At 46.4% G+C, this 26,787-nt stretch carries 20 protein-coding genes, 2 tRNA genes and 1 pseudogene; 15 read left to right on the top strand and 8 right to left on the bottom strand.

Translation table 11 applies throughout. The features are described from left to right. Nucleotides 1-25: 25 nt before the first annotated feature. From CI959_RS03735 to CI959_RS03710, 6 genes are all read left to right on the top strand, one after another. Nucleotides 26-2,647: a valine--tRNA ligase gene (locus CI959_RS03735; protein WP_044545462.1), complete on the top strand. Its 2,622-nt coding sequence runs from the start codon at nucleotides 26-28 to the stop codon at nucleotides 2,645-2,647. A gap of 185 nt (nucleotides 2,648-2,832) precedes the next feature. After that, nucleotides 2,833-4,803: a HAMP domain-containing sensor histidine kinase gene (locus CI959_RS03730; RefSeq protein WP_012056176.1), complete on the top strand. Its 1,971-nt coding sequence runs from the start codon at nucleotides 2,833-2,835 to the stop codon at nucleotides 4,801-4,803. A 34-nt stretch (nucleotides 4,804-4,837) separates the two neighbouring features. Further along, a complete protein-coding gene (locus CI959_RS03725) occupies nucleotides 4,838-5,689 on the top strand; it encodes a sugar phosphate isomerase/epimerase (RefSeq protein WP_005858771.1) in 852 nt (283 codons plus the stop codon). A 38-nt stretch (nucleotides 5,690-5,727) separates the two neighbouring features. Continuing rightward, nucleotides 5,728-6,762 (top strand): DUF6340 family protein, encoded by a 1,035-nt coding sequence (locus tag CI959_RS03720; protein WP_057316809.1) that lies wholly within the window; start codon nucleotides 5,728-5,730, stop codon nucleotides 6,760-6,762. A gap of 62 nt (nucleotides 6,763-6,824) precedes the next feature. Further along, nucleotides 6,825-7,286, top strand: coding sequence for a hypothetical protein (locus tag CI959_RS03715; protein ID WP_005858768.1), 462 nt, complete (start codon nucleotides 6,825-6,827; stop codon nucleotides 7,284-7,286). A 39-nt stretch (nucleotides 7,287-7,325) separates the two neighbouring features. After that, nucleotides 7,326-7,398 (top strand) — tRNA-Thr (locus CI959_RS03710). A gap of 238 nt (nucleotides 7,399-7,636) precedes the next feature. On the opposite strand, the gene CI959_RS03705 is transcribed toward CI959_RS03710, so the two are convergent. Next, a tRNA-Ala gene (locus tag CI959_RS03705) sits at nucleotides 7,637-7,713 on the bottom strand. 86 nt (nucleotides 7,714-7,799) lie between these two features. Here CI959_RS03705 and CI959_RS03700 point away from each other — a divergent pair. Next, entirely contained in the window at nucleotides 7,800-8,114 is a 315-nt protein-coding gene (locus CI959_RS03700) for a DUF4286 family protein (RefSeq protein ID WP_005858766.1), read from the top strand. Next, on the top strand, nucleotides 8,111-8,668 hold the full coding sequence (gene ruvC, locus CI959_RS03695; protein ID WP_005858764.1) for a crossover junction endodeoxyribonuclease RuvC: 558 nt from the start codon (nucleotides 8,111-8,113) through the stop codon (nucleotides 8,666-8,668). Before CI959_RS03700 ends, ruvC begins: the two co-directional genes overlap by 4 nt. A 98-nt stretch (nucleotides 8,669-8,766) precedes the next feature. Here the strand turns inward: ruvC and gdhA are convergent, their stop codons facing one another. Then, nucleotides 8,767-10,101: an NADP-specific glutamate dehydrogenase gene (gene gdhA / locus CI959_RS03690; protein WP_005858762.1), complete on the bottom strand. Its 1,335-nt coding sequence runs from the start codon at nucleotides 10,099-10,101 to the stop codon at nucleotides 8,767-8,769. A 195-nt stretch (nucleotides 10,102-10,296) separates the two neighbouring features. Between gdhA and CI959_RS03685 the strand changes: the two genes are divergently transcribed. Continuing rightward, complete coding sequence (locus tag CI959_RS03685; RefSeq protein ID WP_005858760.1) at nucleotides 10,297-13,251, top strand: PEP/pyruvate-binding domain-containing protein; 2,955 nt, start codon at nucleotides 10,297-10,299, stop codon at nucleotides 13,249-13,251. Nucleotides 13,252-13,331: 80 nt separating this feature from the next. On the opposite strand, the gene CI959_RS03680 is transcribed toward CI959_RS03685, so the two are convergent. From CI959_RS03680 to CI959_RS03655, 6 genes are all read right to left on the bottom strand, one after another. Beyond that, a complete protein-coding gene (locus CI959_RS03680; RefSeq protein ID WP_005858758.1) occupies nucleotides 13,332-14,363 on the bottom strand; it encodes an endonuclease/exonuclease/phosphatase family protein in 1,032 nt (343 codons plus the stop codon). 15 nt (nucleotides 14,364-14,378) lie between these two features. Then, on the bottom strand, nucleotides 14,379-15,116 hold the full coding sequence (locus tag CI959_RS03675) for a nucleotidyltransferase family protein (RefSeq protein ID WP_005858756.1): 738 nt from the start codon (nucleotides 15,114-15,116) through the stop codon (nucleotides 14,379-14,381). Then, nucleotides 15,113-16,543: an RNase adapter RapZ gene (locus tag CI959_RS03670; RefSeq protein ID WP_005858754.1), complete on the bottom strand. Its 1,431-nt coding sequence runs from the start codon at nucleotides 16,541-16,543 to the stop codon at nucleotides 15,113-15,115. The genes CI959_RS03675 and CI959_RS03670 overlap by 4 nt, the downstream gene beginning before the upstream one ends. Nucleotides 16,544-16,724: 181 nt before the next feature. Then, entirely contained in the window at nucleotides 16,725-18,059 is a 1,335-nt protein-coding gene (locus CI959_RS03665) for an NADP-specific glutamate dehydrogenase (RefSeq protein WP_005858752.1), read from the bottom strand. Between the two features lie 165 nt (nucleotides 18,060-18,224). Continuing rightward, nucleotides 18,225-18,407 carry a hypothetical protein gene (locus CI959_RS03660; protein WP_005858749.1) on the bottom strand — a complete coding sequence of 61 codons (183 nt, stop codon included), beginning with the start codon at nucleotides 18,405-18,407 and terminating at the stop codon, nucleotides 18,225-18,227. Nucleotides 18,408-18,420: 13 nt separating this feature from the next. Continuing rightward, nucleotides 18,421-18,810, bottom strand: a complete 390-nt coding sequence (locus CI959_RS03655; protein ID WP_005858748.1) for a DUF2007 domain-containing protein — start codon at nucleotides 18,808-18,810, stop codon at nucleotides 18,421-18,423. 86 nt (nucleotides 18,811-18,896) lie between these two features. Here CI959_RS03655 and CI959_RS03650 point away from each other — a divergent pair, with 86 nt between their 5' ends. The 6 genes and pseudogenes from CI959_RS03650 (at nucleotide 18,897) to CI959_RS21290 (ending at nucleotide 26,481) form a co-directional block, all read left to right on the top strand. After that, a complete protein-coding gene (locus CI959_RS03650) occupies nucleotides 18,897-19,829 on the top strand; it encodes a site-specific integrase (RefSeq protein WP_005858747.1) in 933 nt (310 codons plus the stop codon). 507 nt (nucleotides 19,830-20,336) lie between these two features. Then, nucleotides 20,337-21,392, top strand: a complete 1,056-nt coding sequence (locus CI959_RS03640; protein ID WP_057316741.1) for a transcription termination/antitermination protein NusG — start codon at nucleotides 20,337-20,339, stop codon at nucleotides 21,390-21,392. Between the two features lie 39 nt (nucleotides 21,393-21,431). Continuing rightward, nucleotides 21,432-21,811: pseudogene (locus CI959_RS03635) on the top strand (hypothetical protein). A gap of 16 nt (nucleotides 21,812-21,827) precedes the next feature. Next, complete coding sequence (locus CI959_RS03630) at nucleotides 21,828-23,741, top strand: nucleoside-diphosphate sugar epimerase/dehydratase (protein WP_057316744.1); 1,914 nt, start codon at nucleotides 21,828-21,830, stop codon at nucleotides 23,739-23,741. A 278-nt stretch (nucleotides 23,742-24,019) separates the two neighbouring features. Beyond that, nucleotides 24,020-25,567, top strand: a complete 1,548-nt coding sequence (locus tag CI959_RS03625; protein WP_095231410.1) for an ATP-binding protein — start codon at nucleotides 24,020-24,022, stop codon at nucleotides 25,565-25,567. A gap of 497 nt (nucleotides 25,568-26,064) precedes the next feature. Then, nucleotides 26,065-26,481, top strand: coding sequence for a hypothetical protein (locus CI959_RS21290; protein WP_074908884.1), 417 nt, complete (start codon nucleotides 26,065-26,067; stop codon nucleotides 26,479-26,481). Nucleotides 26,482-26,787 lie beyond the last annotated feature (306 nt).

Here is a 26,787-nt window from a genome sequence, read left to right as displayed (position 1 = left end):
GTAAAGACTAATTAGTTATAAAAATATGGAAATCGCTAGTAAGTACAATCCCGCTGAAGTAGAGGGGAAGTGGTATCAGTATTGGTTGGATAACGGCTTCTTTAAGTCAAAGCCAGACGGTCGTGAGCCGTATACGATTGTAATCCCGCCCCCTAACGTCACCGGCGTATTGCACATGGGACATATGCTTAACAATACGATCCAAGATATCTTGGTTCGCCGTGCCCGTATGATGGGTAAGAACGCTTGTTGGGTACCGGGTACGGACCATGCTTCGATCGCTACGGAGGCGAAAGTGGTGAATCGTTTGGCCGGGCAAGGAATCAAGAAGACCGATCTGACTCGCGACGAGTTCTTGCGTCACGCTTGGGAATGGAAAGAAGAGCATGGCGGCATTATCTTGAAGCAACTTCGTAAATTGGGGGCTTCCTGCGATTGGGATCGTACGGCGTTCACGATGGACGAGAAACGTTCGGAGAGCGTTATTAAGGTTTTTGTCGATCTATATAAGAAGGGCTTGATCTACCGGGGTGTCCGTATGGTGAATTGGGACCCGAAGGCGTTGACGGCCCTGTCCGATGAGGAGGTTATCTATAAGGAAGAGCATAGTAAGTTGTACTATCTTCGCTATAAGATCGTAGGCGAGGAGGGATACGCCATTGTCGCCACTACCCGTCCGGAGACGATTATGGGAGATACGGCGATGTGTATCAACCCGAACGACCCGAAGAACCAACATCTGAGAGGAAAGAAAGTGATCGTTCCGCTGGTAGGCCGTGAGATTCCGGTGATCGAGGATGATTACGTAGATATAGAGTTCGGTACGGGCTGTTTGAAAGTGACCCCCGCGCACGATGTAAACGACTATATGTTGGGCGAGAAATATAATTTGCCTTCTATCGATATATTCAACGATAACGGTACGCTGAGCGAGGCCGCCGGCCTGTATGTGGGCATGGATCGTTTCGATGTCCGCAAGCAAATCGAGGAAGACTTGCGTAACGCCGGTCTTTTGGAAAAGGTAGAGGCTTACGAGAACAAGGTGGGTTTCTCGGAGCGTACGAACGTGCCTATCGAACCGAAATTGTCTATGCAATGGTTCTTGAAGATGGAACATCTAGCCCAGATCGCCTTGGAGCCGGTCATGAAGGACGATATCAAGTTCTATCCGCCGAAGTTCAAGAACACCTACCGCCATTGGATGGAGAATATCAAGGACTGGTGTATCAGCCGTCAGCTTTGGTGGGGACACCGTATCCCGGCTTACTTCTTGCCGGAAGGTGGTTACGTGGTAGCCGAGACGGAAGAGAAAGCTTTGGAACTGGCGAAAGAGAAATGTGGTAACCCGAATCTGACCATGTCTGATTTGCGTCAGGACGAGGACGTATTGGATACTTGGTTCTCCTCTTGGTTGTGGCCGATCTCCCTGTTCGACGGTATCAATAACCCGGATAACGAGGAAATCAATTATTACTATCCGACCAGTGATTTGGTAACCGGACCGGATATCATCTTCTTCTGGGTAGCCCGTATGATTATGGCCGGCTATGAGTACAGAGGGAAAATGCCGTTCAAGAGCGTCTACTTTACGGGTATCGTTCGCGATAAGCTGGGACGTAAGATGTCCAAATCTTTAGGAAACTCTCCCGATCCGTTGCAATTGATCGAGCAATACGGTGCGGACGGCGTGCGTATGGGCTTGATGCTCGCGGCTCCTGCCGGAAATGATATTCCTTTCGATGATGCTTTGTGTGAGCAAGGACGTAACTTCAATAATAAGATATGGAATGCTTTCCGCTTGGTGAAGGGCTGGACGGTAGACGATACGATCGCTCAGCCGGAGGCTTCCGCTATCGCCGTGAAATGGTTCAAGATGCAGCTGGATAAGACGATTGCCGAGGTAGACGACTCTTTCAGTAAATATCGTCTGAGCGAAGCGATGATGGCTGTCTATAAATTGTTCTGGGATGAGTTCTCCTCATGGTATCTGGAGATGGTAAAACCGGGGTATCAGCAGCCGATCGACAAGGCTACTTATGAGGCTACGTTAGGTTTCTTCGATGCCTTGCTTCGTTTGCTTCATCCTTTCATGCCGTTTATTACCGAGGAATTATGGCAAGCCCTTGAGCCTCGCAAGGAAGGTGAGAGCTTGATGGTTGCCCAAATGCCGGAAATAGCGGTTATAGATAGCGCTTATTTGGATGCTTTCGAGATCGTGAAAGAGATCGTTGGCGGTGTCCGTACCATTCGTTTGCAAAAGAATATACCGAATAAGGACGCGTTGGAATTACAGATCGTGGGTGAGCACAATGAGGCGTTCAACGCCGTAATCGCTAAGATGTGCAATCTCTCTTCCATCTCCAAGGTAGAGGAGAAAGCGGCCGGTGCTGTATCGTTCTTGGTCCGTACGACTGAATATGCCGTACCTTTAGGCAATCTGATCAATGTGGAGGAAGAGTTGGCTAAGCTTCAAGAAGAATTGAAATACCAAAAAGGTTTCTTGGCTTCTGTCATGAAGAAATTAGGCAATGAGAACTTCGTGAGCAAAGCCCCGGCGAAAGTAATCGAGATGGAGAAGAAAAAGCAAGCCGATGCCGAATCGAAGATTAAGTCTATCGAGGAAAGTATCGCTGCCTTGACAAAATAAATAGAACGGCCGTTTCTTTGAAATAAGAGCCTATATCAATCTTTTTTTGGTTGATATAGGCTTTTTGTTGTATAAGTTGAAAATGTGATATTAAACTTGTTTATGTTGATGTCTTGGCATTTAAATTTTTATTAACTTGCCGGGCATTGAATAATGGATAGTCGTGCTAACTTTTCAAGGTATATATGAAGAGATTGTTTTTTATTGGTTGTTGGACGTTGATTCTAACTTTGCTTATTCCGGATAGGGCGAAAGGTGACACGTTTGTCGATAGCTTACGAAGAGAAATCAAGGTTTTGCCGGATAGTAGTAAACTAATACGCTTGAACGAATTACTTTATGCCAATACGCATAACAAAGTATATAAAGTATATGCGGATTTGCTATTAGAAGAGGCACAGAGGCAACGTAACGATTATTACAAAGGAAATGCCTTACTATTCTTGATGCGTTATTACTATATGCAAGATCCGGATAGCTTGCGAATATATTTGAAAATAGCGGAACCCCTTTTCATCGCGACAAACCGGATCGAGGAATTATGTAGGGCGAAAGGATGGAATATCTATTCTTTAGCGAATGAGGGGATGCAGGGATTGGTAATCCGGGAGGTGGATAGCTTGAGGAATCTTGCGACCTGTTTTAATTATCCGGATGGGGTGGATATGGCAAACCAAGCTTTAGCGAATTTCTATTTTAATATAGGATTGGATGAGGAGGGTATTCAATTAAGCCGGGAGATCTTATCTCGCATGGAAGAACGTAATGCCTCTAGGATGCGTTGGTATTACGTGTTACGGCTGTTGCTTACGAAGGATTTGCGATTGGAGTATTTGAATAAATTGGATTCTTGCATACAAGAGTGCGAGAAAGAGGGCATTACTCAATTGGATGCGGAACATACTGTCGCTTTTTTAAAAGATCGCTATCATTATTACTCGGCCCAGTATTACGTGGCGGAAAAAGAGCCTTCCTTGGTTTATCAGCACTTGAGGATGATGGAGGATATCGAAAAGAAGAATAATATGAATGCCGAGCAAATCCTGCCTCAATTCCTTTGGATGAATTATTACGCTTTAGCGGGGAAATATGAGAAGGCCATTGATTTGGCGAACAAATTGGAACTAATGCTCTTGGATAAGAAACGCTTTAATGATTGGGTCTCAGTGGAGGATTTTAAGGCGGATCTCTATTATAAGCTTGGAAGAGGGATGGAAGCGGCTAGGGCTTACAGAGATTCTAAAGAAGTGCACGACTCGATTATGCGGGTAAAATATTACGAGGATTTAGCGAAGTTGAAAACCCAACGAGAGGTGGAAAAACTAGAGATACAAAGTAAGAAACTGGAGCTAGAGGCGGAAAAGTCGCGTGTCCGTATCTTGATGCTTCGAGGAGGATTTGTCTTGGTGTTGTTTCTATGTGCGGGCTTGGGTATAGTCGCCTATGCCCGTCATCGTGCGGGGATACGATTAAAGATCGCAAAAGAGAAAGCGGAGGAGGCGGATCACCTGAAATCTGCGTTCTTGGCAAACATGAATCATGAGATCAGGACGCCATTGAACGCCATCGTCGGATTCTCGCAGGTGATCGCCGATGAGGAAGATGCGGAAACTCGTCATGAACTCTCCAATATTATACAAAGTAATAATGAATTGTTGCAACGCTTGATAGAAGACGTATTGGATATATCGAAAATCGAGTCGAATACGTTGACTTTCGTTTTGGCGAATCATGAAATGAAGGCTTTAATGAAAGATATCTATAGTATCATTTTATTACGTATGCCCGAAAATGTAGAACTTCGATTGGATGATTGCCAACCTTTTACGCTTTATACCGATCGGAGTAGATTAACGCAAGTCCTCACTAATTTATTGACGAATGCTATCAAGCACACGAAAAAAGGTTATATTTGCTTCGGGTATGACGTGACGGAGCAGGAAATCCGCTTTTATGTGACGGATACAGGCGAGGGAATCCCGGACGACCAATTGGAACGGGTTTTCGATCGTTTTGTCAAGTTGACGCAATGGACCAATGGAGTCGGCTTGGGATTGGCTATCTCCAAGGCTTTGGTCACAAAGCTCGGCGGTCGTATAGAAGTGACTTCCCAGCAAGGGGTAGGCTCTACCTTTAGCGTTATTTTCCCAAGATAAACAGTATACATTATATATAATATTGTAATAGACCATGAAACACTCAAGACGTACATTTTTTAAACAAGGATTGGCGGGTGCCCTTTTATTAGGTACCTCCACGATCGCCCGGGCCGCTTTGCCGGACCCTGTAAAGCCAAAAGCCCCGAAGGCCGTAAACCCGTTCCATCTGGGAATGGCGGGATATACTTTCGTTAATTTTGATTTAGATACGACGTTGAAGACGTTGGAACGATTAGATATCCATTATCTTTGCATCAAGGATTTCCATTTGCCGTTGAATAGTACGGATGAGCAGATTAGGGCTTTTCATGATAAATGCGCTGCCCATAAAGTGACGGGATATGCCGTAGGTCCTATTTATATGAAGAGTGAGGAAGAGATAGATCGTGCGTTTGATTATGCGAAGCGGGTAGGAGTGAAGTTAATCGTCGGTGTCCCGAATTACGAGCTTTTACCCTATGTGGATAAAAAAGTGAAGGAGTATGATTTTCATTACGCTATCCACTTGCACGGTCCTGATATTAAGACGTATCCCGATGCTACGGACGTTTGGGAGCATACGAAGGATTTAGACCCCCGTATCGGTATGTGTCTGGATGTCGGGCATGACTTGCGAAACGGCTGTGATCCTGTCGCCGACTTGAAGAAATACCATACCCGGGTATTCGATATGCACATCAAGGACGTGACGGATTCTTCGAAGGCGGGAGTCGGGATCGAGATCGGTCGTGGAAAGATCGACTTCCCTGCGCTGATCCGTATGATGCGGGAAGTTAATTACACGGGAATGTGTAGCTTGGAATACGAGAAAGACATGAAAGACCCCTTCTTGGGGATCGCGGAGTCTATCGGCTATTTCAAGGCTGTGAGTGATTTGACATAATGTGGGGGCGTAAATCGCCCCCTTTTAAATAGATGAAGATGAGAAGCATTCTTTTTATAGGCATAGCGGGTTTGTTGTCCGCTTGTAGCACGATTAATTATGTAGGTATCGAGACGTATAATCCTGCGGAGGTGACGTTTCCTGAGAATGTCGCCAAGGTACTTATCGTAAACAATGCCGTCCCCCAACCGGAGGATGCGGGTTACGAATACACCTTGCAGGGAGAGAGGCAAGATACTTGCAAAGCGAAAGCGGATAGTGCGCTGTTTGACGTTTGCCGTACTTTAGGGGAGGCTATCGTGGAGGCTTCTTATTTTAACGACGTATTGCTTTACCATGATGCGGTTCGAAAAGATAATCAGGCGTTTCTGGATACGAAACTTACCCAAGGGCAAGTAGCGTCGCTATGCGATGAGACCGGTGCCGATGCGGTTATCTCCATCGACCGCTTGCTGTTCGATATGAAGAAAAGCGTAGGTACCTTGGGCGAAGGGTATGTAATGGGAATGATCGACGTGCAGATGGCTGGCGTGATACGCAGTTACGTTCCCGATCGTGAGGCTCCACTGGCGACGGTACATATGAAAGATAGTATTTATTGGGCGGAAAGTGCGGATTATATGCCGATCTTGGATAAGGTATTGCCCTCTCCGGAGAATGCTTTGCGTGGGGCCGGTAAATATTTCGGGGCGAAGGTCTACGCTAATTTTGTTCCTCATTGGGAGAAGGAGACTCGTTGGTACTTTACCGGAATGGGTTCACGTTGGAAAGAGGCTTCCGCTTATGCGGCTAATGAGAAATGGGATATGGCGGAAGATCGTTGGTCCGGGCTTTACCGGGGTACGGAAAACTGGAAAAGCCGGGCGAAGGCGGCCTCTAATCTGGCCCTATGCCATGAGATGAGAGGAGCTTTAAAAGAAGCCTATGAGTGGGCTCATAAATCATACGATTTATTCAAGCGTAATAATGGTGATAATGATAAGAGTACCAAATTATTGGAACTCTATGTACAGGCGTTGGCCGAACGAATTCGTTCCGATAAGAAACTAAATGTGCAATTTGGTGAGGATTAACGGCGTTATTCGGTGAATTATTATTACTTTTGACGCATATTCGAATAAAGGAGAATTAATATATGAACGCAAATATGGCAAAGGTTCAATCCCTCATCGAGAACGCTTTTACGTCGGCTGTTGAAAAGCTGGCCAAGGATGAGTCCGGTAATTTTATAAGCGACTTATATGTGCAGGCTGATGCGGAAAGCGGGGAACTGCAAATTTATGATGATGAGGAGCATTTGATCGAAAAGATCGTTATCTTCGATTGGGTGAACTCGAACGAGGAGGAGAACGCATTCAATAAGCGGGTTGCCGCTTCGGTGAAGGCGGTTCTTACGATCTTGTCTACCAAGAATATTTTTGACGTCCCCCGATTCATGAAGCCTCTTTCTGTTAGCTTGACCGATGAGGATTTTGTTGTAATAGAGGAACTTCTCTTCATCGATGATGATATGCTTCGTCTGGACGATCCTCTATTAAAAGATTTAGATGCAGATTTAGATGATTTTTTAGCGAATCTTCTTGCAGATGTCAAATAAACCCTGTATCTTTGCGCCCGAAATAAAGAAACAAATGTTGCCGAAATAGCTCAGCTGGTAGAGCAACGCATTCGTAATGCGTAGGTCGCCGGTTCAAGTCCGGCTTTCGGCTCACAAAATTAGGCAGTTATCTTTTTAGGTAACTGCCTAATTTTGTTTGATAAGGCTGCGGTTCTAGCGAGGTTTGGGAGGTAAGGTTAAACTGGGTGTTAAACCGGAAATGCAATGAACGCAACAGCGTTATTATTTGCGTCAAATTTGCGTCACCAAATGCAACAAAACGCCAAAACAAAACGATTTTTATCAATAAAAAAAGCGGCTACTTGTTTTGTAACCGCTTAATTTATTATTGGTGGAGCATATCGGACTCGAACCGATCACCTACAGACTGCCAGTCTGTCGCTCTAGCCAGATGAGCTAATGCCCCGTCTTGTTAATTCATGTGCAAATATAAGGCTTTTCTTGATATATGCGCTATCTTTGTATAAGAAATTTCAAGAGAAAGGAAAGAAGATGATAATTTATAATACGACTTTTCATATCCATAAGGATATCGTGGATGAGTGTCTGGAATATTTGAAGAATAGTTATATACCGAAAGCCTCCGAGAGCGGTATCCTTTATAGTCCTTATTTGAGACGGATCTTGGATTCGCGGAATGAGGAAGGTGAAAGTTTTTCCGTACAGTTTCATACGAGGGATATCGATTCGTTGAATGAGTGGGTGCGTAAGGAAGGCGGAGCCTTGCAGCAAGATTTGATAGGACGTTATAAAGAGAAAATCGCAGGATTCTCTACCCTGTTGGAAGATATAGAGCTACCTAAATGATCAAGGACCGTATTATATTAGGCATAGACCCCGGTACGATCGTGATGGGATACGGAATCTTGAAGATCGAGGGGAATAAACCGAAGCTGGAAGCTATGGGAATCCTGCAATTGAATAAATATGAGGATCATTATCTCCGTCTGCGTAAGATATTCGAACGGGTCTTGGCCTTGATCGATCAATACCATCCGGATGAGTTGGCTATCGAGGCGCCTTTCTTCGGGAAGAACGTACAGAGTATGTTGAAACTCGGAAGGGCGCAAGGGGTAGCGATGGCTGCGGCCTTGGAGCGGGATATCCCGATCTTCGAGTACGCCCCTCTAAAAATCAAGCTCTCGATCACGGGGAATGGAAATGCGGCGAAAGAACAAGTGGCCGGCATGCTACAACGCTATCTGAAGATACCGGATGAGTCCATGCTTCCGCAATTGGACGCTACGGATGGGTTGGCGGCGGCTGTTTGTCATTATTTCCAAACCAATAATCCGATCTCGGAAAAGAAGTATACGGGATGGAAGGATTTTATCGCTAAGAACCCCGGGAAAGTCCGCTGATATGAGCTTAAAAAACATAGTTATGAAATTCTCAAACCATAACTAAGGTTCAAAGAATTCATAACTATGTTTTTATTTAGCCTAAACTGACCTTATTCTTATACGATACCTTGTGCCATCATAGCTTTCGCTACTTTCATGAAGCCTGCGATATTCGCGCCTTTTACATAATTGATATATTCGCCATCTTTACCGTGAGCTACGCATTGTTCGTGGATTGCGCTCATGATCTGATGTAATTTAGCGTCTACCTCGGCGGCAGTCCATGAGATATGCATAGCGTTCTGAGTCATCTCTAATCCGGAAGTAGCTACACCACCGGCGTTGACAGCCTTACCCGGAGCGAATAATTGCTTATGCTCGATGAACAAGTCTACAGCCTCAGCCGTACAACCCATGTTAGAAACCTCAGCTACGCACAAAGTCTTGTTCTCGATCAACTTACGAGCGTCAGCCTCGTTCAACTCATTCTGGGTAGCGCATGGCAAGGCTATATCTACTTTTTGTTCCCAAGGTTTCTTGCCGGGATAGAAGGTAGAGCCCGGGAATTCGTCTGCGTAAGGAGCTACGATATCATTTCCGGAATTACGCAATTCCAACATATAGTCGATCTTCTCGCCGGAGATACCCACCGGATCATAGATATATCCGTCAGGACCGGAGATCGTAACCACTTTAGCGCCCAACTCGGTGGCCTTTGTAGCGGCACCCCAAGCCACGTTGCCGAAACCGGAGATGGCGACCGTCTTGTCCTTGATATCGATTCCGTGAGTCTCCAGCATTTGATGTACGAAATAAAGAGCGCCGAAGCCGGTAGCTTCCGGACGAAGGATAGAACCTCCGAACTCCATGCCCTTACCCGTGAACGTACCCGTATTCTCGCGAGCCAATTTCTTGTACATACCGTACATATAACCTACCTCACGGCCACCTACGCCTATATCACCAGCCGGAACATCCCTGTCCGGACCAAGATTACGCCATAATTCAAGAATAAACGCTTGGCAGAAACGCATGATCTCGGCGTCGCTCTTTCCTCTCGGAGCGAAATCGGAACCACCTTTGCCACCACCCATCGGAAGGGTTGTCAAAGCGTTTTTAAATGTTTGCTCGAATCCTAAGAATTTCAAGATAGACAAGTTAACGGACGGGTGGAAACGGATGCCTCCCTTGTACGGGCCGATTGCGTTGTTGAACTGAACACGGTATCCCAAGTTAACTTGTATCTCACCTTTATCATCTACCCAAGGCACACGGAAAGTGAAAATACGTTCCGGCTCAACTAGGCGTTCAATGATTTTCGCTTTCTCAAATTCCGGATGTTGGTTGTACACTTCCTCAATTGATAAAAGCACTTCTTTTACTGCTTGCAAATACTCCTTTTCTCCCGGATGTTTTGCCTCTAGCGCTGATAAAATAACTTCAGTCTTCATAGCATTTATATTCTTTAAAAGGATAACATTCTGTTGGCAAATGTAGGTAATTCTTTGGAATGACCAAGAGTTTCGCTTACTTTTTATCAGTGAAAACCTAAAAATCTTCAGTTAGAGTCAGAATGCGTACTTTCATGTTTCAATAGTTATTATTTTTCCTTACATTTGACTCGAATAATTCTATCAGAATCTATTATGAGCGGTATACCGAACTTAAAAGACTTGGTGTTCAGAGACACCCCGTTTGCCAATCTAATGAATAAGCGTATATATAATGTATTGCTTATCGCTACGAAATATGATTCCTTCATGCTGGAAGATGACGGGCGTGTAGATGAGCAGATATTTAACGAATATACTTCCTTAAGCCTCCGTTACCCACCCCGGTTTACGCAGGTGACTACCGAGGAGGAGGCTTTGAATGAGTTGAAGAACCGGAACTTCGAATTGATCATTTGCATGCCGAATATGGATAACCGGGATATATTCGCTGCGGCGAGCGAGATAAAGGTGCATTATCCGAATATCCCGATCGTCGTATTGACTCCTTTCTCGAAAGAGGTGTCTAAGCGGATCGCCAACGAGGATCTGAGCGCTATCGATTATGTGTTCAGCTGGTTGGGTAACTCGGAGTTGTTACTGGCGATTATCAAGTTGATCGAGGATAAGATGAACGCTCCGGACGATACGGCCAGCGTGGGCGTACAGATCATCTTGTTGGTGGAGGATTCCATTCGTTTCTATTCGTCCGCTTTGCCTCATTTATATAAGTTCGTGCTGGAGCAGAGCCAAATGTTCGCGAAGGAGGCGTTGAACGATCACCAGCGTACGTTGCGTATGCGGGGTCGTCCGAAGATCAAATTGGCCCGGAATTACGAGGAGGCGGTACGTATTTTTGATCAGTATCGGGATAATATGTTGGGTATTATCTCGGATATGAGTTTTATGCACAATGGCGTGAAAGATCCGTATGCCGGTTATAAGTTCGGACAGTATGTACGGAAAACGGGTTTGATCATTCCTTTCGTGCTGGAATCTTCGGAGGCCAGCAACCATGTGTACGCGAAGGAACTGAACGCCTCGTTTATCGATAAGAATTCCAAGAGTTATCCGCAGGATTTGAAAAAGAAGATCATGCAGCGTTTCGGTTTCGGCGATTTCGTGATCTTGAATCCGCATACGAAAGAGGAGATCATGCGTATCAAGGATTTGAAAGACCTTCAAAAGAAAGTCTTCCAGATTCCCGACGACTCGCTGGTTTACCATCTCTCCCGGAATCATTTCTCCCGTTTCTTTTATTCCCGTGCCATGTTTCCACCCGCCGAGGTTTTGAAGCATGTGGACGTGAGTGACTATAAGGATATGGATGAGGCCCGGAAATTGATTTTCGACTTGATCGTGCAATATCGCCGGATGAAGAACACGGGTGTCGTGGCGGTTTATCAGAAGGATCGTTTTGATGAGTATAGTAATTTTGCCCGTATCGGCGACGGTTCGCTGGGAGGTAAGGGTAGAGGTCTTGCCTTTATCGGTGCGATGGTGAAGCGATACCCTAAGCTGGAGAGTGATAATTTTGCCGTGAATATCCCGAAGACGGTCGTGATCTGTACCGACATCTTCGACGAGTTCATGGAGACGAACGAGTTGTATCCGGTAGCGCTGGGCGATGCGGACGACGAGACGATCCTCCGGTATTTCTTGCGGGCCAGCTTGCCCTCCCGTTTAATCGAGGACTTGATGGCTTTCTTCGATGTGGTGAAAAGCCCGATCGCCGTGCGTTCCTCCAGCCTGCTGGAAGATTCGCATTATCAACCTTTCGCCGGGATCTATTCTACGTATATGGTACCTAAGATCGAGGAGAAATACGATATGCTCCGTACGGTGAGCGACGCTATCAAGGCGGTGTATGCCTCTGTCTTTTATAAGGATAGTAAGGCGTATATGACGGCTACCTCGAACTTGATCGATCAGGAGAAGATGGCTATCGTCTTGCAAGAAGTGGTGGGCTCCCGTTATAATGATCATTTCTATCCGACGATGTCGGGCGTGGCCCGTTCCTTGAATTTCTATCCGATCGGTAACGAGAAGGCGGAAGATGGGATCGCGAATATCGCCTTGGGATTGGGTAAATATATCGTCGATGGCGGGCAAACCTTGCGTTTCTCTCCCCGACATCCCCATAGCATCTTGCAGATGAGTACGATGGATTTCGCTCTCAGGGAAACGCAGACTCGTTTCTATGCCTTGGATTTGAAGAATATGGCGGAAACCTTCTCGGTAGATGATGCCTTTAATTTGGTGAAGCTGGGCTTGAAGGACGCTGACGCTGAAGGTTCCCTGAAATATATTGTCTCTACATACGATCCGTACGATCAGATTATCCGTGACGGTTATTACCCGGGCGGTCGTAAGATCCTTTCTTTCGTGAATATCCTACAGCATGACGTATTCCCGCTGGCGGATACGTTGGATCAGATCTTACGGATCGGGCAGCAGGAAATGGGTCGTCCGGTCGAGATTGAGTTCGCTGTCAACATGGACCCGTCGGATCATACAAGGGCGACTTTCTATCTGTTGCAAATCCGTCCGATCGTAGATAATAAAGAGATTATGGACGAGGATCTGAGCTTGGTGAAGAACGAGGAAACCATCCTTTCTTCTACCAGTGTTTTGGGGCATGGCATCGTTGGCGACGTACAGGATATTATCTATGTGAAGACGGGCGCTTTTAATTCATCCAATAATCAGTTGATCGCTTATGAGATCGAGAAGATGAACCGTTCGTTTACCGATCAGGAGAAAGGATACGTATTAGTCGGCCCCGGCCGATGGGGGAGCAGCGACTCTTGGTTGGGTATTCCGGTGAAATGGCCGCATATCAGTAACGCACGGGTGATCGTGGAATGCGGATTGGAGAATTATCGGGTAGACCCGAGTCAAGGTACCCATTTCTTCCAGAACCTGACTTCGTTCGGAGTGGGCTATTTTACGGTTAATCCATTTAAGGGAGATGGTTGGTTCGATGAGGCGTTCTTGAATGCGCAACCTGCCGTAGAGGAGACGGAATATCTTCGTCATGTACATTTTGATGCTCCGATTACGATTAAGATGGATGGGAAGAAAAGTCTTGGCGTGGTATTGAAACCATAAAAAGATAGCGTTTCAAGAGAAGATTGTTGTTTGTGGATTTGCGAGACGAGCCGGTAAGACGGGTCTCGCGAATCCATTTTTTATTTCAAGTGGAAAGTGGCAAGAACCGCTTTGTGGTCGGTAGGCCAGATTCCAAGGGGAGTCATGATCGGGTCGGAGGTCTCTTCCGTCTCTCTTTGCCCACGGAGGATGTCACCTTTCGGACCGATGATACATACATCTGTAAGCGTTAATCCCTCGAATGGAGCGTAATGGATGAAATCGATGCGATCTCTATCGTCCGCTTTCGGCGACCAAACCAATTTCTCTAAAGCGATATCCTTACAGTCCGCCGGGCAGGTAAGTCCCGGATGAGTTACAGGGTTCGGGAAGATCTCACGGTACGTATCTTTGAAGCCGTCTTTCTCCAGCATGACGGATACGTGCCAAGGAACAACCAATCCTTGGTGGTCTCTCATATCTTTGGTCGCCTCAGTCCAGTCCAGATGGGAAGGCTCGTTAAAGTCTCCTCCGAGGATAACGATCCGTCCGGCTTCCCGATCCTTTTTCGCCTCTTTTAGGAAGCAAGCGATAGCGTCGTCACGGACAGATTGCTCGTTCAACCATAGGAGTGTGTCCAGATTGGTGACAGGAGGTTCCTCGTCCCATGTATTTCCGTCGTATCCACGGGCATCGTAATAAGCGCAATTACGATAATCCAGATGGGCGGTGTAAAGAGCTACCTCGGTATCGCCGATGTGGGTAATGGCCTTGTACATACTACCCCTGTCATCGTTCAAGGGATAGACGGTCGTGCTATCCGTGATCGGGTAGCGGCTTAACAGACCGGAATCCTCGGTGTAGAAAGAATAGTACGTTTGTCCTTTTTGCTGCAACGCTTCCACGATCCGGTCGCAAAAACGGGTCTGATGATAATTACGTACCTCGCTTAACGTAACGAAATCGGCGTTACTTCTTACGATCTCGTCAGCGATAGCGTCAAAGCCTCCTTTTACGACAGCGCCTTCCTGCCAGATGTTGAATTGAAGAACCTTGAAAGTCTTCTCTTGCTGGCAAGAGCTGAGGCCCAGTGCGATCAACAAGAGTAAGTAGATAAAACTAGTTTTTTTCATGTGTGAAATATTTTGTTAGATGTTTTGTCGTAGCCATTCCTCGGCGGCGGCCAAGGTTTCCGGCTTGCCGATATCCAATAGTTTTAGGTTATCCGCCATATAAGCCCTGATATCGGTTTTGGCGCAAATAGCCAGATAGAAGTTAATGATAGAGAACTTTCCGGTCCATTCTTCCATCAGCTCCAATATCTTGGGCGAGAGTACGTGGATTCCGCTAAAGGCGTACTCGTTGTGTTGATCCGGGTCAAAATAGGGATAGTAAGATTTTACCTCGCCGGTCTCATGATTACGCCAACCACACAGTCTATTCTCCTTATTAAATAATAGATAACGTGAGGTATTGCGCTGGCTGACGAGTAAGGTAGCCAACGGGTTCGTTTGTACATGGGTATCGTATAGTTTCTTGAGATCCACGTTCGATAAGATATCGACATTATGTATCAAGAAAGGCTCGTTCCCGCATAAAAGAGAAGTGGCCTTCTTGATTCCTCCTCCCGTATCCAGCAGATAATCGCTCTCGTCCGAGATTTCGATCCGGACACCGAAGTTGTTGTTCGCCTCCAGAAAATCCACGATCTGGTTGCCTAAATGGTGGATATTGATCACGATCTGGTCGAAACCGGAGGATTTCAGTTTCAGTATGACGTGTTCTAGCATCGGTTTGCCCCCGATAGGTATAAGCGCTTTTGGCGTGTGATCGGTTAACGGCTTCAGTCTGGAACCAGTACCGGCCGCGAAAATCATAGCTTTCATAATGTAGGGTTAAAGAGTTGTTCTATATTTTGTTCTCTATGTACTAAATGTACTTTTACTCCGAACTTGGTGTTAAGATGTTCCGCCAGATGTTGTGCGGAATAGACCGAACGGTGCTGTCCTCCCGTACATCCGAAACAAATCATCAAATTGGTGAATCCACGATCCATATATCGTTTTACCGAGGCGTCTACGATATGGTAGACATGCTCGAGGAAATTCGTGATCTCCCCGTCATCCTCCAAGAACTGGATCACTGGCTCATCCAAACCGGTGAAATGGTTGTAACGCTCGTATTTACCGGGGTTATTTATCGCACGGCAATCGAATACGAATCCACCTCCGTTCCCGCTAGGGTCGTTCGGGATTCCTTTTTTATAGGCGAAGCTCATGACCTTTACTTCCAGCATATGTTTCTGGATATCATCCGTGAATTGTTTCAACCCGGTAAGCTCACGAAGGACGGAGCATAAATAGGGATATTCCGGATAGTCATTCTTCAATAACTGCCGCAGGTTCTCGATCGCGAACGGGACGCTTTGGATGAAATGAGGCTTTTTCTCGAAATACCCCCGGAAACCATAAGCCCCCAATACCTGCAAGGTCCTGAACAGGACGAAATGGCGCAGCTGGCTATGGAAGTAAGCTTCGTCTACCGGGATATATTTACGTAGGGCCGTGATATAATCCGATAGTAATTCATTCCTCAGATCCTCCGGATATTTCGCTTTCGCCTGCCAAAGGAAGGAAGCCACGTCGTAATAAACCGGGCCTTTTCGTCCACCTTGAAAATCAATAAACCAAGGCTCTCCATCCTTTACCATAACATTGCGTGACTGGAAATCACGGTACAGGAACGTGGCGGAGGAACTGCGTAACAATACGTCGCTCATCTTCAAGAAATCATCTTCCAGACGATTTTCCTGAAACTCCATCCCGGTAGCCTTTAAGAAACAGTACTTGAAATAATTCAAGTCCCAAAGGATAGACCGTTGGTTGAACTCGGCTTGCGGATGGCAATACGAGAAATCGAAACCGTCGGACCCCAAGAACTGGATGTCGGGGAGTTTGGTGATCGTCTTGTGTAATAAACGGCGTTCCTCCTCGTCGAATACACTGCTTTTACGGCCTTTCTCGATGGCGTTGAAAAGAAGCGTATCTCCTAAATCTTCTTGGATATAAAATGAATGGTCGTCCGAGCTGGCATATACTTGCGGTACGGGTAAGCCCTTCTCCCGGAAATGTTTTGCCATATAGATAAAAGCCTCGTTCTCCTCAGTAGAAGTGCCACTAACTCCAATCAACGTCTCAGGACCTTTTATCCTGAAATACCGGCGGTTAGAGCCGGATGACGGTAACTCTGTTATTTCCTCTGCCGGTGATCCGGTATATGATTGGTATAGCTTCCTAAGTTCTTCTGTTATCATACTTATCGATTTACGGCACTAAGATACCGCTTTTTAATTGAAAATTAAGAATTGAAAATTGAAAATTGGGACTTCGTCGGAAATAAGAAAGGGGAATAGCCTCTCAAAGCCTATCCCCCTCGCTTATATGATCATCAATCTCTCCTCTCTAACTAATTTTCAATTCTCAATTTTCAATTACCTAGAGTATTCCTTGTGCCATCATAGCCTTAGCTACCTTCATGAAGCCGGCTACGTTGGCGCCTTTCACGTAGTTTACGTAACCATCCTCTTGCTTTCCGTATTTTACGCATTGCTCGTGGATGTTTTCCATGATGCTCTGAAGTTTCTGGTCTACTTCCTCGCTGCTCCAGCTTAACTTCTGTGCGTTCTGAGTCATCTCAAGACCGGAAACGGATACACCACCTGCGTTAGCGGCCTTACCCGGAGCGTAAAGGATCTTGGCCTCAAGGAATGCGTCGATAGCTTCTGGCGTAGAAGGCATGTTAGCGCCTTCGGATACGGCGAAGCAACCGTTGGCCAATAAAGTCTTGGCATCGTCGCCGTTCAACTCATTCTGGGTTGCGCTCGGCATAGCGATGTCGCATTTCTCTCCCCAAGGACGAGCGCCTTGTACATATTTGCATCCGTATTGCTCCGCGTATTCACGGATACGGCCACGATACAAGTTCTTCAACTCCATGATATAATCCAGTTTCTCACGGTCGATACCATCCGGATCATAGATATAACCGTCGGAATCAGACATCGTGACAACTTTCGCTCCAAGACTGATTAATTTCTCTACCGTATATTGAGCCACGTTTCCGGAACCTGATACACAAACTACCTTGTCTTTGATATCAATGTTGCGGGTTTTCAGCATCTGCAACAAGAAATATACGTTTCCGTAACCTGTAGCTTCCGGACGGATCAAGGAACCTCCGAACTCGATACCCTTACCCGTGAATGTGCCCGTATTCTCACGAGCCAATTTCTTGTACATTCCATACATATAAGCCACCTCACGTCCGCCTACACCGATATCGCCGGCGGGAACATCCGTGTCCGGACCGATATGGTGCCATAACTCAAGGATGAAGGCTTGGCAGAAACGCATAATCTCAGCGTTTGACTTTCCTCTCGGGCTAAAGTCGGAACCTCCTTTACCACCACCCATCGGCAATGTAGTCAGTGAATTTTTAAACGTTTGCTCAAAAGCCAAGAACTTAAGGATCGATTGGTTTACGGAAGCGTGGAAACGGATACCGCCTTTGTACGGGCCGATAGCGTTGTTGTGCTGGATACGGTAACCCATGTTCGTCTGGATTTGTCCCTTATCGTCCATCCAAGTTACACGGAAAGAGAAAATGCGATCGGGGATACAAAGGCGCTCGATCAAGTTGCTTTTCTCAAATTCCGGATGCTCGTTGTAAGCTTCCTCGATAGTCCCTAAAACCTCTGATACTGCTTGATGATATTCCGGTTCGTTCGGAAATCTTCTTTTCAAGTTGTCTAAAACTTCACTTGCCTTCATGACTGAATTTTATATTTAGAATGTTATACCATTTTGTTATCCGTACGCCGTTTGTTTAACGACGTGGCAAAGGTAAGCTAATTTTTGACACTAGCAAATAATTGAAAGAGAAAATGCATAAAAAATATCATTTAGATATATTAAGTTTGAAAAAACGACGAAATGTTATTCGTCTCTATGCTTGAAATTCTTATAGATCGGAACGAACACAATGATAGCGGAGGCTACAAGGGCAAATATGACGTCGAAATTGATCGTTTCGCTGTATACAAGCAGCATGTAGCATAAGACACCCCATAGTAAGGTGATACATACGGCTTGACTATTTGTTATCTTTCTGCGTGCCATTGATTACATTTGTTTAGTTTGATGAAATAAGCGATCCGAAGTAAATCACCAAAGCCAAAAAGACAGCTATGATGACGAATAGGATCATGATTTGTTTCTCTAAGGGATATTTTCGTAGAAAAGGGATATGACGTGCGAATCCGGCGACTTGTTCTACCGGTTCCGCTTGCTCGTCTTCCCGGGGCAGGTCGTAACCGCCTTCCTCCATGATCTTCATGGCTCGGGGAACGTCGCTTTCCAGAATCTCCACCCGTGCGCCGCCTACGTCTACGTAACCGGCCATGATCTGGCTGCTTAACTCATTGCGGAGATAACATTCTATCCCTTCCGACCTCAACAGGGCCATCAGCGGTTGGGCATCCGCCGGATAGGTGAACCGGGCTATTTCTACGATCTTGTCCATGGTATTTGTTTTTCTGCAAATGTAAGTAGACAATCACGAATTAACCGTGTTTTTTATTGTAATTTACTTTTTTTATACGTGAAAATATGAAACAGTATGATTTAGCGGAGGGTATGCGGATGTATATAGCCCGATTGAGAGAGCAAGGACGTTATTCGTCCGCCAAGAGTTATCAAGATGCCTTGAATTCATTCCTGCGTTTTTGTGGGCAGGAGGTGATTCCTTATACCCGTATCGACCGGGAAATGCTTTTGAGGTATCAAGACTATTTGCGGGACCGGGAATGCTCGTGGAATACGGTGTCTACCTATATGCGTAGGATTCGCCGTGTGTATGGGTTGGCGATGGAGAATGGGGAGGCTCCTTTTTCCCGTTATTTGTTCAAGGGGATTTTCATGGGAGTGAAAAGCAAACAGAAGAAGGCGTTGCCTACGGAATCCTTGCGTTTGTTGATGACCGCTCCGTTGGATGATTCGGGGCTGCGGAAAACACAGCGGGCATTGTGTTTGATGTTCTTGTTTTGCGGTATGGCATTTGTCGATTTCGCTCATTTGAAAAAGAGTGATATCCGGAGTGGTGTCTTGAGGTATAACCGCCAGAAGACGGGTACGCCGATGTTGGTCGAGATACAGCCTGTGGCCAAGGAGTTGTTGGCTGCGTTAATGACCGACACGCTTCGGGATTCTCCTTATCTATTCACTTTCTTGAGTGGGACGAAAACGGGTGAAGAGGCCTTCCGGGAATATACCTCTGCCTTGGCTGATTTCAACAGTTCCTTGAAGGAACTGGCAAATGCCTGTGGTGTGACGGAAATGGTTACCTCGTACTCAATCCGTCACTCTTTCGCCACGACCTTGAAGGAACAGGGTGTACCGATCGAGATGATCAGCGAATTGCTGGGACACCAATCGATCAAGACGACGCAAATCTATTTGAAGAGCTTCTCTTTGGATAAGATGTCTGCGGTGAACAAGGCTTGCTTCGAGAGCATATATAATAATGTATCAAAGGTGGGGTAGGCGATCGGCTACTTGGGAAGTAGCGTAATCTTCCACGCCGCAAATTTAGTAAAAAACACCGAATAACAAACAATTTTTAGGCTTTGTGTAGGCTTTGTTTGTTTTCTGAATTTATCTTTCCTCGATTTTTCGTTTCTATTCGTGGTGTATGGGCACGACAATGGAGACGAAACGACCTCATATTTCCTGCATCATCACGTCTCCCCAAAAAATCGTACGAACATCGTGTAGAGACGGGGCGTGCCCCGTCTCATCCCCTCAAATGGGTATTTTAAATTACTGCCAGATGGTGGGAGACGGAGCACGCTCCGTCTCTACAACTGGGTAATAATCATTTCCTATCTTTTACGCTACTTCCCAAGTAGCCGATCTTCCACGTCCCGATAGAAGAGATATTGACATGGTTTCTATTGCTTTAAAATTTTCGGGAATAGAAAACGATATTTGATTTAAGTATTAGATTATCAGTGTGTTAATAGAATACGCTGATATGGCATTGAAGTATCTATGGGTCATGATCTTCCCCCTTTACCATTGCGTGATGTCCACACCGTAAGATGGTATGTGTTATCTCTTCCCGCTTGTCACAAAGGTCCAGCCAAAGGTTTGCGGAAGGAGTTAGATCGCAGGGTGCGTTTGGGCGAGCCTACGTTCGATTTTTTCGCCCCCTCTTTCGTGGAGATGCATCGCCGTGAGGGGCGTTTGGTGGAGACTCACCGTCCGTTACTCTACAATTATGTGTTTATCCGCTCTTCTGTGTATGAGATCTTCCGTTTGAAACGAGATTTTCCCTTGTATAATTTCCTGCCTAGCGTGGATGGCCGTGGCTCATATCCTTTTGTCTCCGATCGTGAGATGGAAAACTTGCGTTGGGTGGCCCGTTCTTACTCGGATGAGCTTCCTGTGTATGTGCCGGAAGCGGGTTATTTGCGTAAAGGTGACCGGATACGCATCACGGATGGTCGTTTCAAAGGTGTTGAGGCAAGTGTAGTAATACAGCCCGGTGTTGGCGAGCGGGAGGTAATGGTATGCGTGGACAACTGGATGTGGGTTCCTTTATTGCGTGTTCAGCCGGGCGAGTATGAGGTGATCAGCTTGGCCGAGGAAGGCAAGCATGTATATACCCGTTTGGACAATTCCCGGATACAAAATGGTCTTCATGAGGCACTAGGGCGTCATTGGGGAAGTTGTGGCGTTACGGCTGCCGATCGTGAGCTGGCGGCCGAGACCTTGCGTACCTATGGGGAGTTGCAGTTGGATTCGGCCGTGATGCGTTGCAAGCTCTATTCCCTCTTGTTGCCTGCCTATACGATATTAGGGGACGAGGAGCGGCAAAAGTCGTTGATCGGAACGATCGTCTCGTTCTTATCCTTGATCCGTGCGGAGCAGTCGTTGGCATTATTACTACTTACGCTTTATGGCTGTACGGATAGCAGTATCTATTATTATCGTGCGCACGAGTTGATCGATCCGTGGAGCCGGGAATCCTCCCCGAAGAAGAGTAAATTATCTTTGATCCGTCGGTTGGCTGATTACGACCGGTGGCTGAAACATAATGAATAATTCAAAATTCATAATTTACAATTCATAATTCAAAAAGAAATGTCTTCCCTTCCCTCCGGTATTCGCTTGGTCGCATTGCTAAACGAACACCTGAACGAGATCATGGAGCGTGAGCGCATGAACCTACCTCGATCCACTTATATTGTACAGGACCTTATTGGGTGGCTTTCGAGCGTTCGGCCTACCAGCTGCATCGTGCGTTCCCGGATAGCGAGACCACACCGCTGCGCCTGTTCGCCTACCCGTTCCCAATCGTGATGGTCTCCGTTACGGATCGCTCGCTGCGTTCCTACGCCCGTAAACATATCTTGCGGTGGGACGAGACGGATTACGTGGTACTAACTGCTCCCGAATCCTCTTCGACCGACTACCGAAGATGGCATGCCGGTGAGGTGGAGGGCTTGCCCCAGCTGACATGAACCAAAAATTTTATTCATGATGAACCTTTTTTCCAAACTCTCAACGTGGTATTTCTCAAGGAAAGTGTTGCCGTATTGGAGCATTATCCTGTTGGATTGCTTGGTGATCCTGTTTTCAGGCTTGCTTGTATATGCCTTGAATAACGGGATCTTCGCCACGATGGGCATCTTTTGGCACCTGTCGCTCACGTGGGGTGTTTGTTTGGTGCCTTATCTGGTGGGCTTTAGGCTGTTCCGTACGTATTCGGGCATCATTCGTTACTCTTCCTTCGTGGATTTGCAACGGGTGGGCTTCGCCGTGCTGTTCGGTGTGGTTTGCGTGGTGACCTTCCAAGAGCTTACGGATTTTTCGCCTTACTTGGTGTATATCCGTAAACGAGACCTTGTGCTATCCTCCCTGCTGGCGATGAGCTTGATGTGGGCGATGCGTGTGTTCGTGAAGTATTTCTACGTGACGACCTTTCGCCAGTCGAAGGCTGAGCGTGCCTTTATCTTCGGCGTGAAGCAGGGCGGTATCAGTCTGGCGAAGAGCATCCAGAACCAAGATTCCGCACAGTATGTGCTGGCAGGCTTCGTCTCGGAGGCCGGGAACATGCAGAATCGTATATTGATGGGAGTGCGTGTGTACCCTTTCGATGAGGAGCTGATCGATGTCATGCGCCGAGAGCGGGCGACGATCCTTTTCGTCTCCCCCTTGAAGAGCGACTCCATCCGGGAACAGCCGGATATGGTGGCCCGTTTGGCGGAGGCGGGGATCAAGATCTACGTGACCCCGGCGGCGCAAGAATGGGATGGCAGGAGCGATTTGACGCATACACAACTCCGGAAGGTTGAGATCGAGGATCTGCTTCCCCGGGAAAAGATAGAGATAGACATGGAGGCGGTGGGCCGCTTGCTTCGTGGTCAACGCATTCTGATAACGGGAGCCGCCGGCAGCATTGGTGGCGAGATGGTGCGCCAGATCGCCTCATTCGCTCCGGATCGCTTGATCTTGGTAGATCAGGCGGAGACTCCCTTGCACGACATCCGCTTGATGATGGCGAGGGATTGGCGGGATATCAACGCCTATACCTTGGTGGCGGACATCGCTAACAAGTCTCGCATGGAGGAGATCTTCTCGGAGCATCGCCCCGCCTACGTGTTCCATGCGGCGGCTTATAAGCACGTTCCGATGATGGAGGATAATCCTTGCGAGAGTGTGGGTAACAACGTGGACGGTACCCGTGTGATCGCCGACTTGGCCGTGAAGTATGGCACGAGGAAGTTCGTGATGATCTCCACGGACAAGGCGGTGAATCCCACGAACGTGATGGGTTGCTCGAAACGTATCTGCGAGATTTACGTGCAGAGCCTCGACAAAGCGATCAAGGAGGGCCATGTGGAAGGCGTGACGCAGTTCGTTACGACCCGCTTCGGCAACGTGCTGGGTTCTAACGGCTCCGTGATCCCATTGTTCCGTGAACAGATTGCCAAGGGCGGTCCCGTGACAGTGACGCATCCGGATATCATCCGTTTCTTCATGCTGATCCCGGAGGCCTGCCGGTTGGTATTGGAGGCGGGTACGATGGGTAACGGTGGGGAGATCTTCGTCTTCGACATGGGCAAGCCCGTGCGTATCATCGACTTGGCGAAACGTATGATTCAGCTTTCGGGAGCCAAGAACGTAGAGATCCGTTTCACGGGTCTTCGTGCCGGTGAGAAACTGTACGAGGAGGTACTGAACGACGAGGAGATCACGCTGCCTACCTTCCATCCGAAGATCAAGATCGCCAAGGTACGGGAGTACGATTATGATACGGTTTGCCAAGATATAGATGAACTCGTCGGCCTAGGCCGCTCGAGGGACGATATGGCTATCGTAGGCAAGATGAAGGCGATCGTCCCCGAGTTCAAAAGCCGGCACTCCAAGTACGAGGTGTTGGATAAATAGGGAACCGGATATTGATGTGTGGGATAGAAAATAACTAAGTTATCAAAAATACTGACTTTTAAAAGGAGATATACTGACTAGCTCTGAGAAGATATACTGACTTGCCTTGAGGAGATATACTGATTAGGACAAGTCAGTATATCTTCTTCGAAAAGCGAAAAGCGAACTTTTGTGCTTTGAGTATTATGGTACGATAAGCCAAAATAGAGGGCTGAAAATTGATCATTTAGGGAAATAGCGTTATATTTGTCTTGACGAACCAATAAACAGAGACGAAGATGGAAGGGCGGCGATTATACCCGATAGGGATACAGACATTCTCCAAATTGAGAGAGGGGAACTATGTGTATGTAGATAAGACTGAATTGGTCTATCGAATGACACACGGTGCGTCTGGTTATATATTCTTGAGCCGTCCCCGCCGTTTCGGGAAGTCGTTGCTTACTTCTACGCTCCATAGTTATTTCGAGGGGCGAGAGGATTTGTTTGAGGGTTTGGCTATCGAGTGTCTGGAGAAGGAGTGGACATGCTATCCGGTGCTTCATTTCGACATGAGCACGGCGAAGCATATGGACAAGGATCGGCTTCTGAGTGAGCTGGAGAGGAAATTGTATGGTTACGAGCAGATATACGGACGTGATGAGAGCGCTATTTATACGAACCAACGTCTGGAAAGTCTCATCAAACGTGCCTACGCCCAGACCGGTCAAAAGGTGGTTGTCTTGATCGACGAGTACGACGCTCCCTTGCTGGACGTGGTGCATGAGGAGAAGGAGCTGCCGAAGCTTCGCGACGTGATGCGTAACTTCTATAGTCCGCTGAAAGCCTGCGATCCTTATTTGCGTTTTGTTTTCTTGACCGGAATTACCAAGTTCTCCCAATTGAGCATCTTCAGTGAGTTGAACAATATAAAGAACATCAGCATGCTCCCGGAGTACGCCGCCCTCTGTGGCATCACGGAGGAGGAGATGCGTGAGCATATGGGTGAGGGTATCGGTCGTTTGGCCGACAACCTCGGCGTTTCTCCGGAGGGTGCCTTGGGTGCCTTGAAATCGAATTATGACGGTTACCATTTCACGTGGCCGTCGCCCGATATATACAACCCGTTCAGCCTGTTGAACGCCTTGGCCGACAGTAAACTAAATTCCTATTGGTTCGGTAGCGGTACGCCCACTTATTTGATCGAGATGCTGAACAAGTATCACGTGAAACCCCAGCAAATAGGCGCACGCAAGGTTTTGGCAGAGTCGTTTGACGCCCCCACGGAACGGATGGTCGATATTACGCCATTGCTCTATCAGAGTGGTTACATCACGATAAAGGATTATTCCTCGCTCACGAATTTGTACACGCTCGACATCCCAAACAAGGAGGTACGTATGGGATTGATGAAGAGTTTATTGCCCAATTATTTGCATCAATACACAGCGGATGGACTTACTACGGTAGCCCTTCTTTTCGAGGCGATCGCTGGAGAGCGGATGGATGATGCCCTGCGTCTATTGCAGACCTTCCTGTCCACCATCCCCCAATGTGACAATACGGATTACGAGGGCCATTATCAGTCCTTGCTTTACACGATCTTCAGCCTGCTAGGAATGTATGTGGACGTGGAAGTCCGTACCCCGAAAGGCCGTGTGGATATGGTGATGCGCACACCGACAACACTCTATGTCGTGGAATTGAAGTTAAACAAGACCGCGGATATAGCCCTCGAGCAAATCAATTTGCGCAATTACCCGGAGCGCTTCGCTCTTTGTGGGTTGCCGATCGTAAAGGTTGGGATTAATTTTGATGCAGCAAAACATAACATATTTTCTATCTAGTTGAAATATAGATAGTTATTACTTGTTCTACGGATGATAGGTAACGTTTTAGAAACGAGCGAATGCTATATTTAGTTCTCTTTTGCATCATTCAAAGAACGATATTTTCAATGCAAATATACGTTTTACGTATAACAAAGACAAGCTTTTCCGGTTTCAATTGGTTTAAAATTAACCATCAGGAGGCCAATTTCACTCAAGTACACAGAAAAAGTTTTCTTTTCCCTAGTTAGCCTCTCTCTTTTATGAATTAGCCAAAGAAGTTAGATGGCGAATGAGAGATTTCATTCACCTACAACTTTTTGATATATTAGGAGTAAATTTTCACTTATGGGGCTTAAAAAGGCTATTTTTTATTCTATATTTCACTGTTTTTTTACTTCTATTTTATAAAAGGAAAAAAGGAAATAAATGGTAAATGATAGATCTAAAATGATAATTGGATTTCATTACAAATTGCTTTTATATGCAAAATAATTTGCTATTTTATTAATATTATGAGAACATTTCGTTTAGGGATAGCTGGTGGAAAAGTTTTGTCTCGTGCCTGTTTTTCACTGCTCGTCATCAGTAATATTTACTTTTCTTCTTGTGAGGATGATTTGGATCGGGGGCGTATTTCCGCAAACATATTTTTTACTCCTGAAATACGTGCTTACTGGGATCTATTGATCCGTTCCATGGCCAGCACAGAGGTACCACAGGATAGTGTCGCTTCTTTACAAGGTGGTTATCCTCTCTTTTTATCTTTACACCTTATATACCGCAGTATTACCGTTCCTTCAATAGTCAGAGAGGAGGAGGCAACGGGTCGGAAGACTCGTGTCACGTCTGTAACGACAAACAATATACACGATTATTTTAGGGTACTGGCTTATGCTTACACAAGTAGGTGGAGCGAGAACCAGCCCTGAGCTATTTCTACAATGCTATTGCCAGCAAGTCCCCGGTAGCAACTATACGCTTTCGTCTGAAGCAAGAGTACATAATGAACTGAAACTCTCTTTTGGAGAGTTCATAGTCTTTTGACTAAGGGCGTATAATCCGGGAAAATACAAATTGTATATTTAAAAAAGTATAATGTCTCTGTAGGAAATATTCCTTTTTATATGTGGAATTATTCCACATATGTGTTGTTCTATTCCACATGCAACTCTGTTGTTGTTAGATAATAATTATCTGATTACAAATGTATTACACTCTATTAATCTTTGCGTAAC

The sequence above is a fragment of the Parabacteroides sp. AT13 genome, assembly GCF_002272965.1.
GTDB classification, from domain to species: domain Bacteria; phylum Bacteroidota; class Bacteroidia; order Bacteroidales; family Tannerellaceae; genus Parabacteroides; species Parabacteroides distasonis.
The sequence above is the reverse complement of the archived record's forward strand: the minus strand, read 5'-3'. Positions and strand labels throughout refer to the sequence as shown.

Excerpts from the sequence above, each read along its gene's own strand:
- gdhA (WP_005858762.1), bottom strand. The coding sequence starts at position 10,101 with ATGAAGACTGAAGTTATTTTATCAGCGCTAGAGGCAAAACATCCGGGA.
- CI959_RS03660 (WP_005858749.1), bottom strand. The coding sequence starts at position 18,407 with ATGGCACGCAGAAAGATAACAAATAGTCAAGCCGTATGTATCACCTTA.
- CI959_RS03735 (WP_044545462.1), top strand. The coding sequence starts at position 26 with ATGGAAATCGCTAGTAAGTACAATCCCGCTGAAGTAGAGGGGAAGTGG.
- CI959_RS03630 (WP_057316744.1), top strand. The coding sequence starts at position 21,828 with ATGATGAACCTTTTTTCCAAACTCTCAACGTGGTATTTCTCAAGGAAA.
- CI959_RS03685 (WP_005858760.1), top strand. The coding sequence starts at position 10,297 with ATGAGCGGTATACCGAACTTAAAAGACTTGGTGTTCAGAGACACCCCG.
- CI959_RS03730 (WP_012056176.1), top strand. The coding sequence starts at position 2,833 with ATGAAGAGATTGTTTTTTATTGGTTGTTGGACGTTGATTCTAACTTTG.
- CI959_RS21290 (WP_074908884.1), top strand. The coding sequence starts at position 26,065 with ATGAGAACATTTCGTTTAGGGATAGCTGGTGGAAAAGTTTTGTCTCGT.
- CI959_RS03640 (WP_057316741.1), top strand. The coding sequence starts at position 20,337 with ATGGGTCATGATCTTCCCCCTTTACCATTGCGTGATGTCCACACCGTA.
- CI959_RS03715 (WP_005858768.1), top strand. The coding sequence starts at position 6,825 with ATGAACGCAAATATGGCAAAGGTTCAATCCCTCATCGAGAACGCTTTT.
- CI959_RS03650 (WP_005858747.1), top strand. The coding sequence starts at position 18,897 with ATGAAACAGTATGATTTAGCGGAGGGTATGCGGATGTATATAGCCCGA.
- CI959_RS03725 (WP_005858771.1), top strand. The coding sequence starts at position 4,838 with ATGAAACACTCAAGACGTACATTTTTTAAACAAGGATTGGCGGGTGCC.
- CI959_RS03665 (WP_005858752.1), bottom strand. The coding sequence starts at position 18,059 with ATGAAGGCAAGTGAAGTTTTAGACAACTTGAAAAGAAGATTTCCGAAC.
- CI959_RS03700 (WP_005858766.1), top strand. The coding sequence starts at position 7,800 with ATGATAATTTATAATACGACTTTTCATATCCATAAGGATATCGTGGAT.
- CI959_RS03680 (WP_005858758.1), bottom strand. The coding sequence starts at position 14,363 with ATGAAAAAAACTAGTTTTATCTACTTACTCTTGTTGATCGCACTGGGC.
- CI959_RS03625 (WP_095231410.1), top strand. The coding sequence starts at position 24,020 with ATGGAAGGGCGGCGATTATACCCGATAGGGATACAGACATTCTCCAAA.
- ruvC (WP_005858764.1), top strand. The coding sequence starts at position 8,111 with ATGATCAAGGACCGTATTATATTAGGCATAGACCCCGGTACGATCGTG.
- CI959_RS03675 (WP_005858756.1), bottom strand. The coding sequence starts at position 15,116 with ATGAAAGCTATGATTTTCGCGGCCGGTACTGGTTCCAGACTGAAGCCG.
- CI959_RS03655 (WP_005858748.1), bottom strand. The coding sequence starts at position 18,810 with ATGGACAAGATCGTAGAAATAGCCCGGTTCACCTATCCGGCGGATGCC.
- CI959_RS03670 (WP_005858754.1), bottom strand. The coding sequence starts at position 16,543 with ATGATAACAGAAGAACTTAGGAAGCTATACCAATCATATACCGGATCA.
- CI959_RS03720 (WP_057316809.1), top strand. The coding sequence starts at position 5,728 with ATGAGAAGCATTCTTTTTATAGGCATAGCGGGTTTGTTGTCCGCTTGT.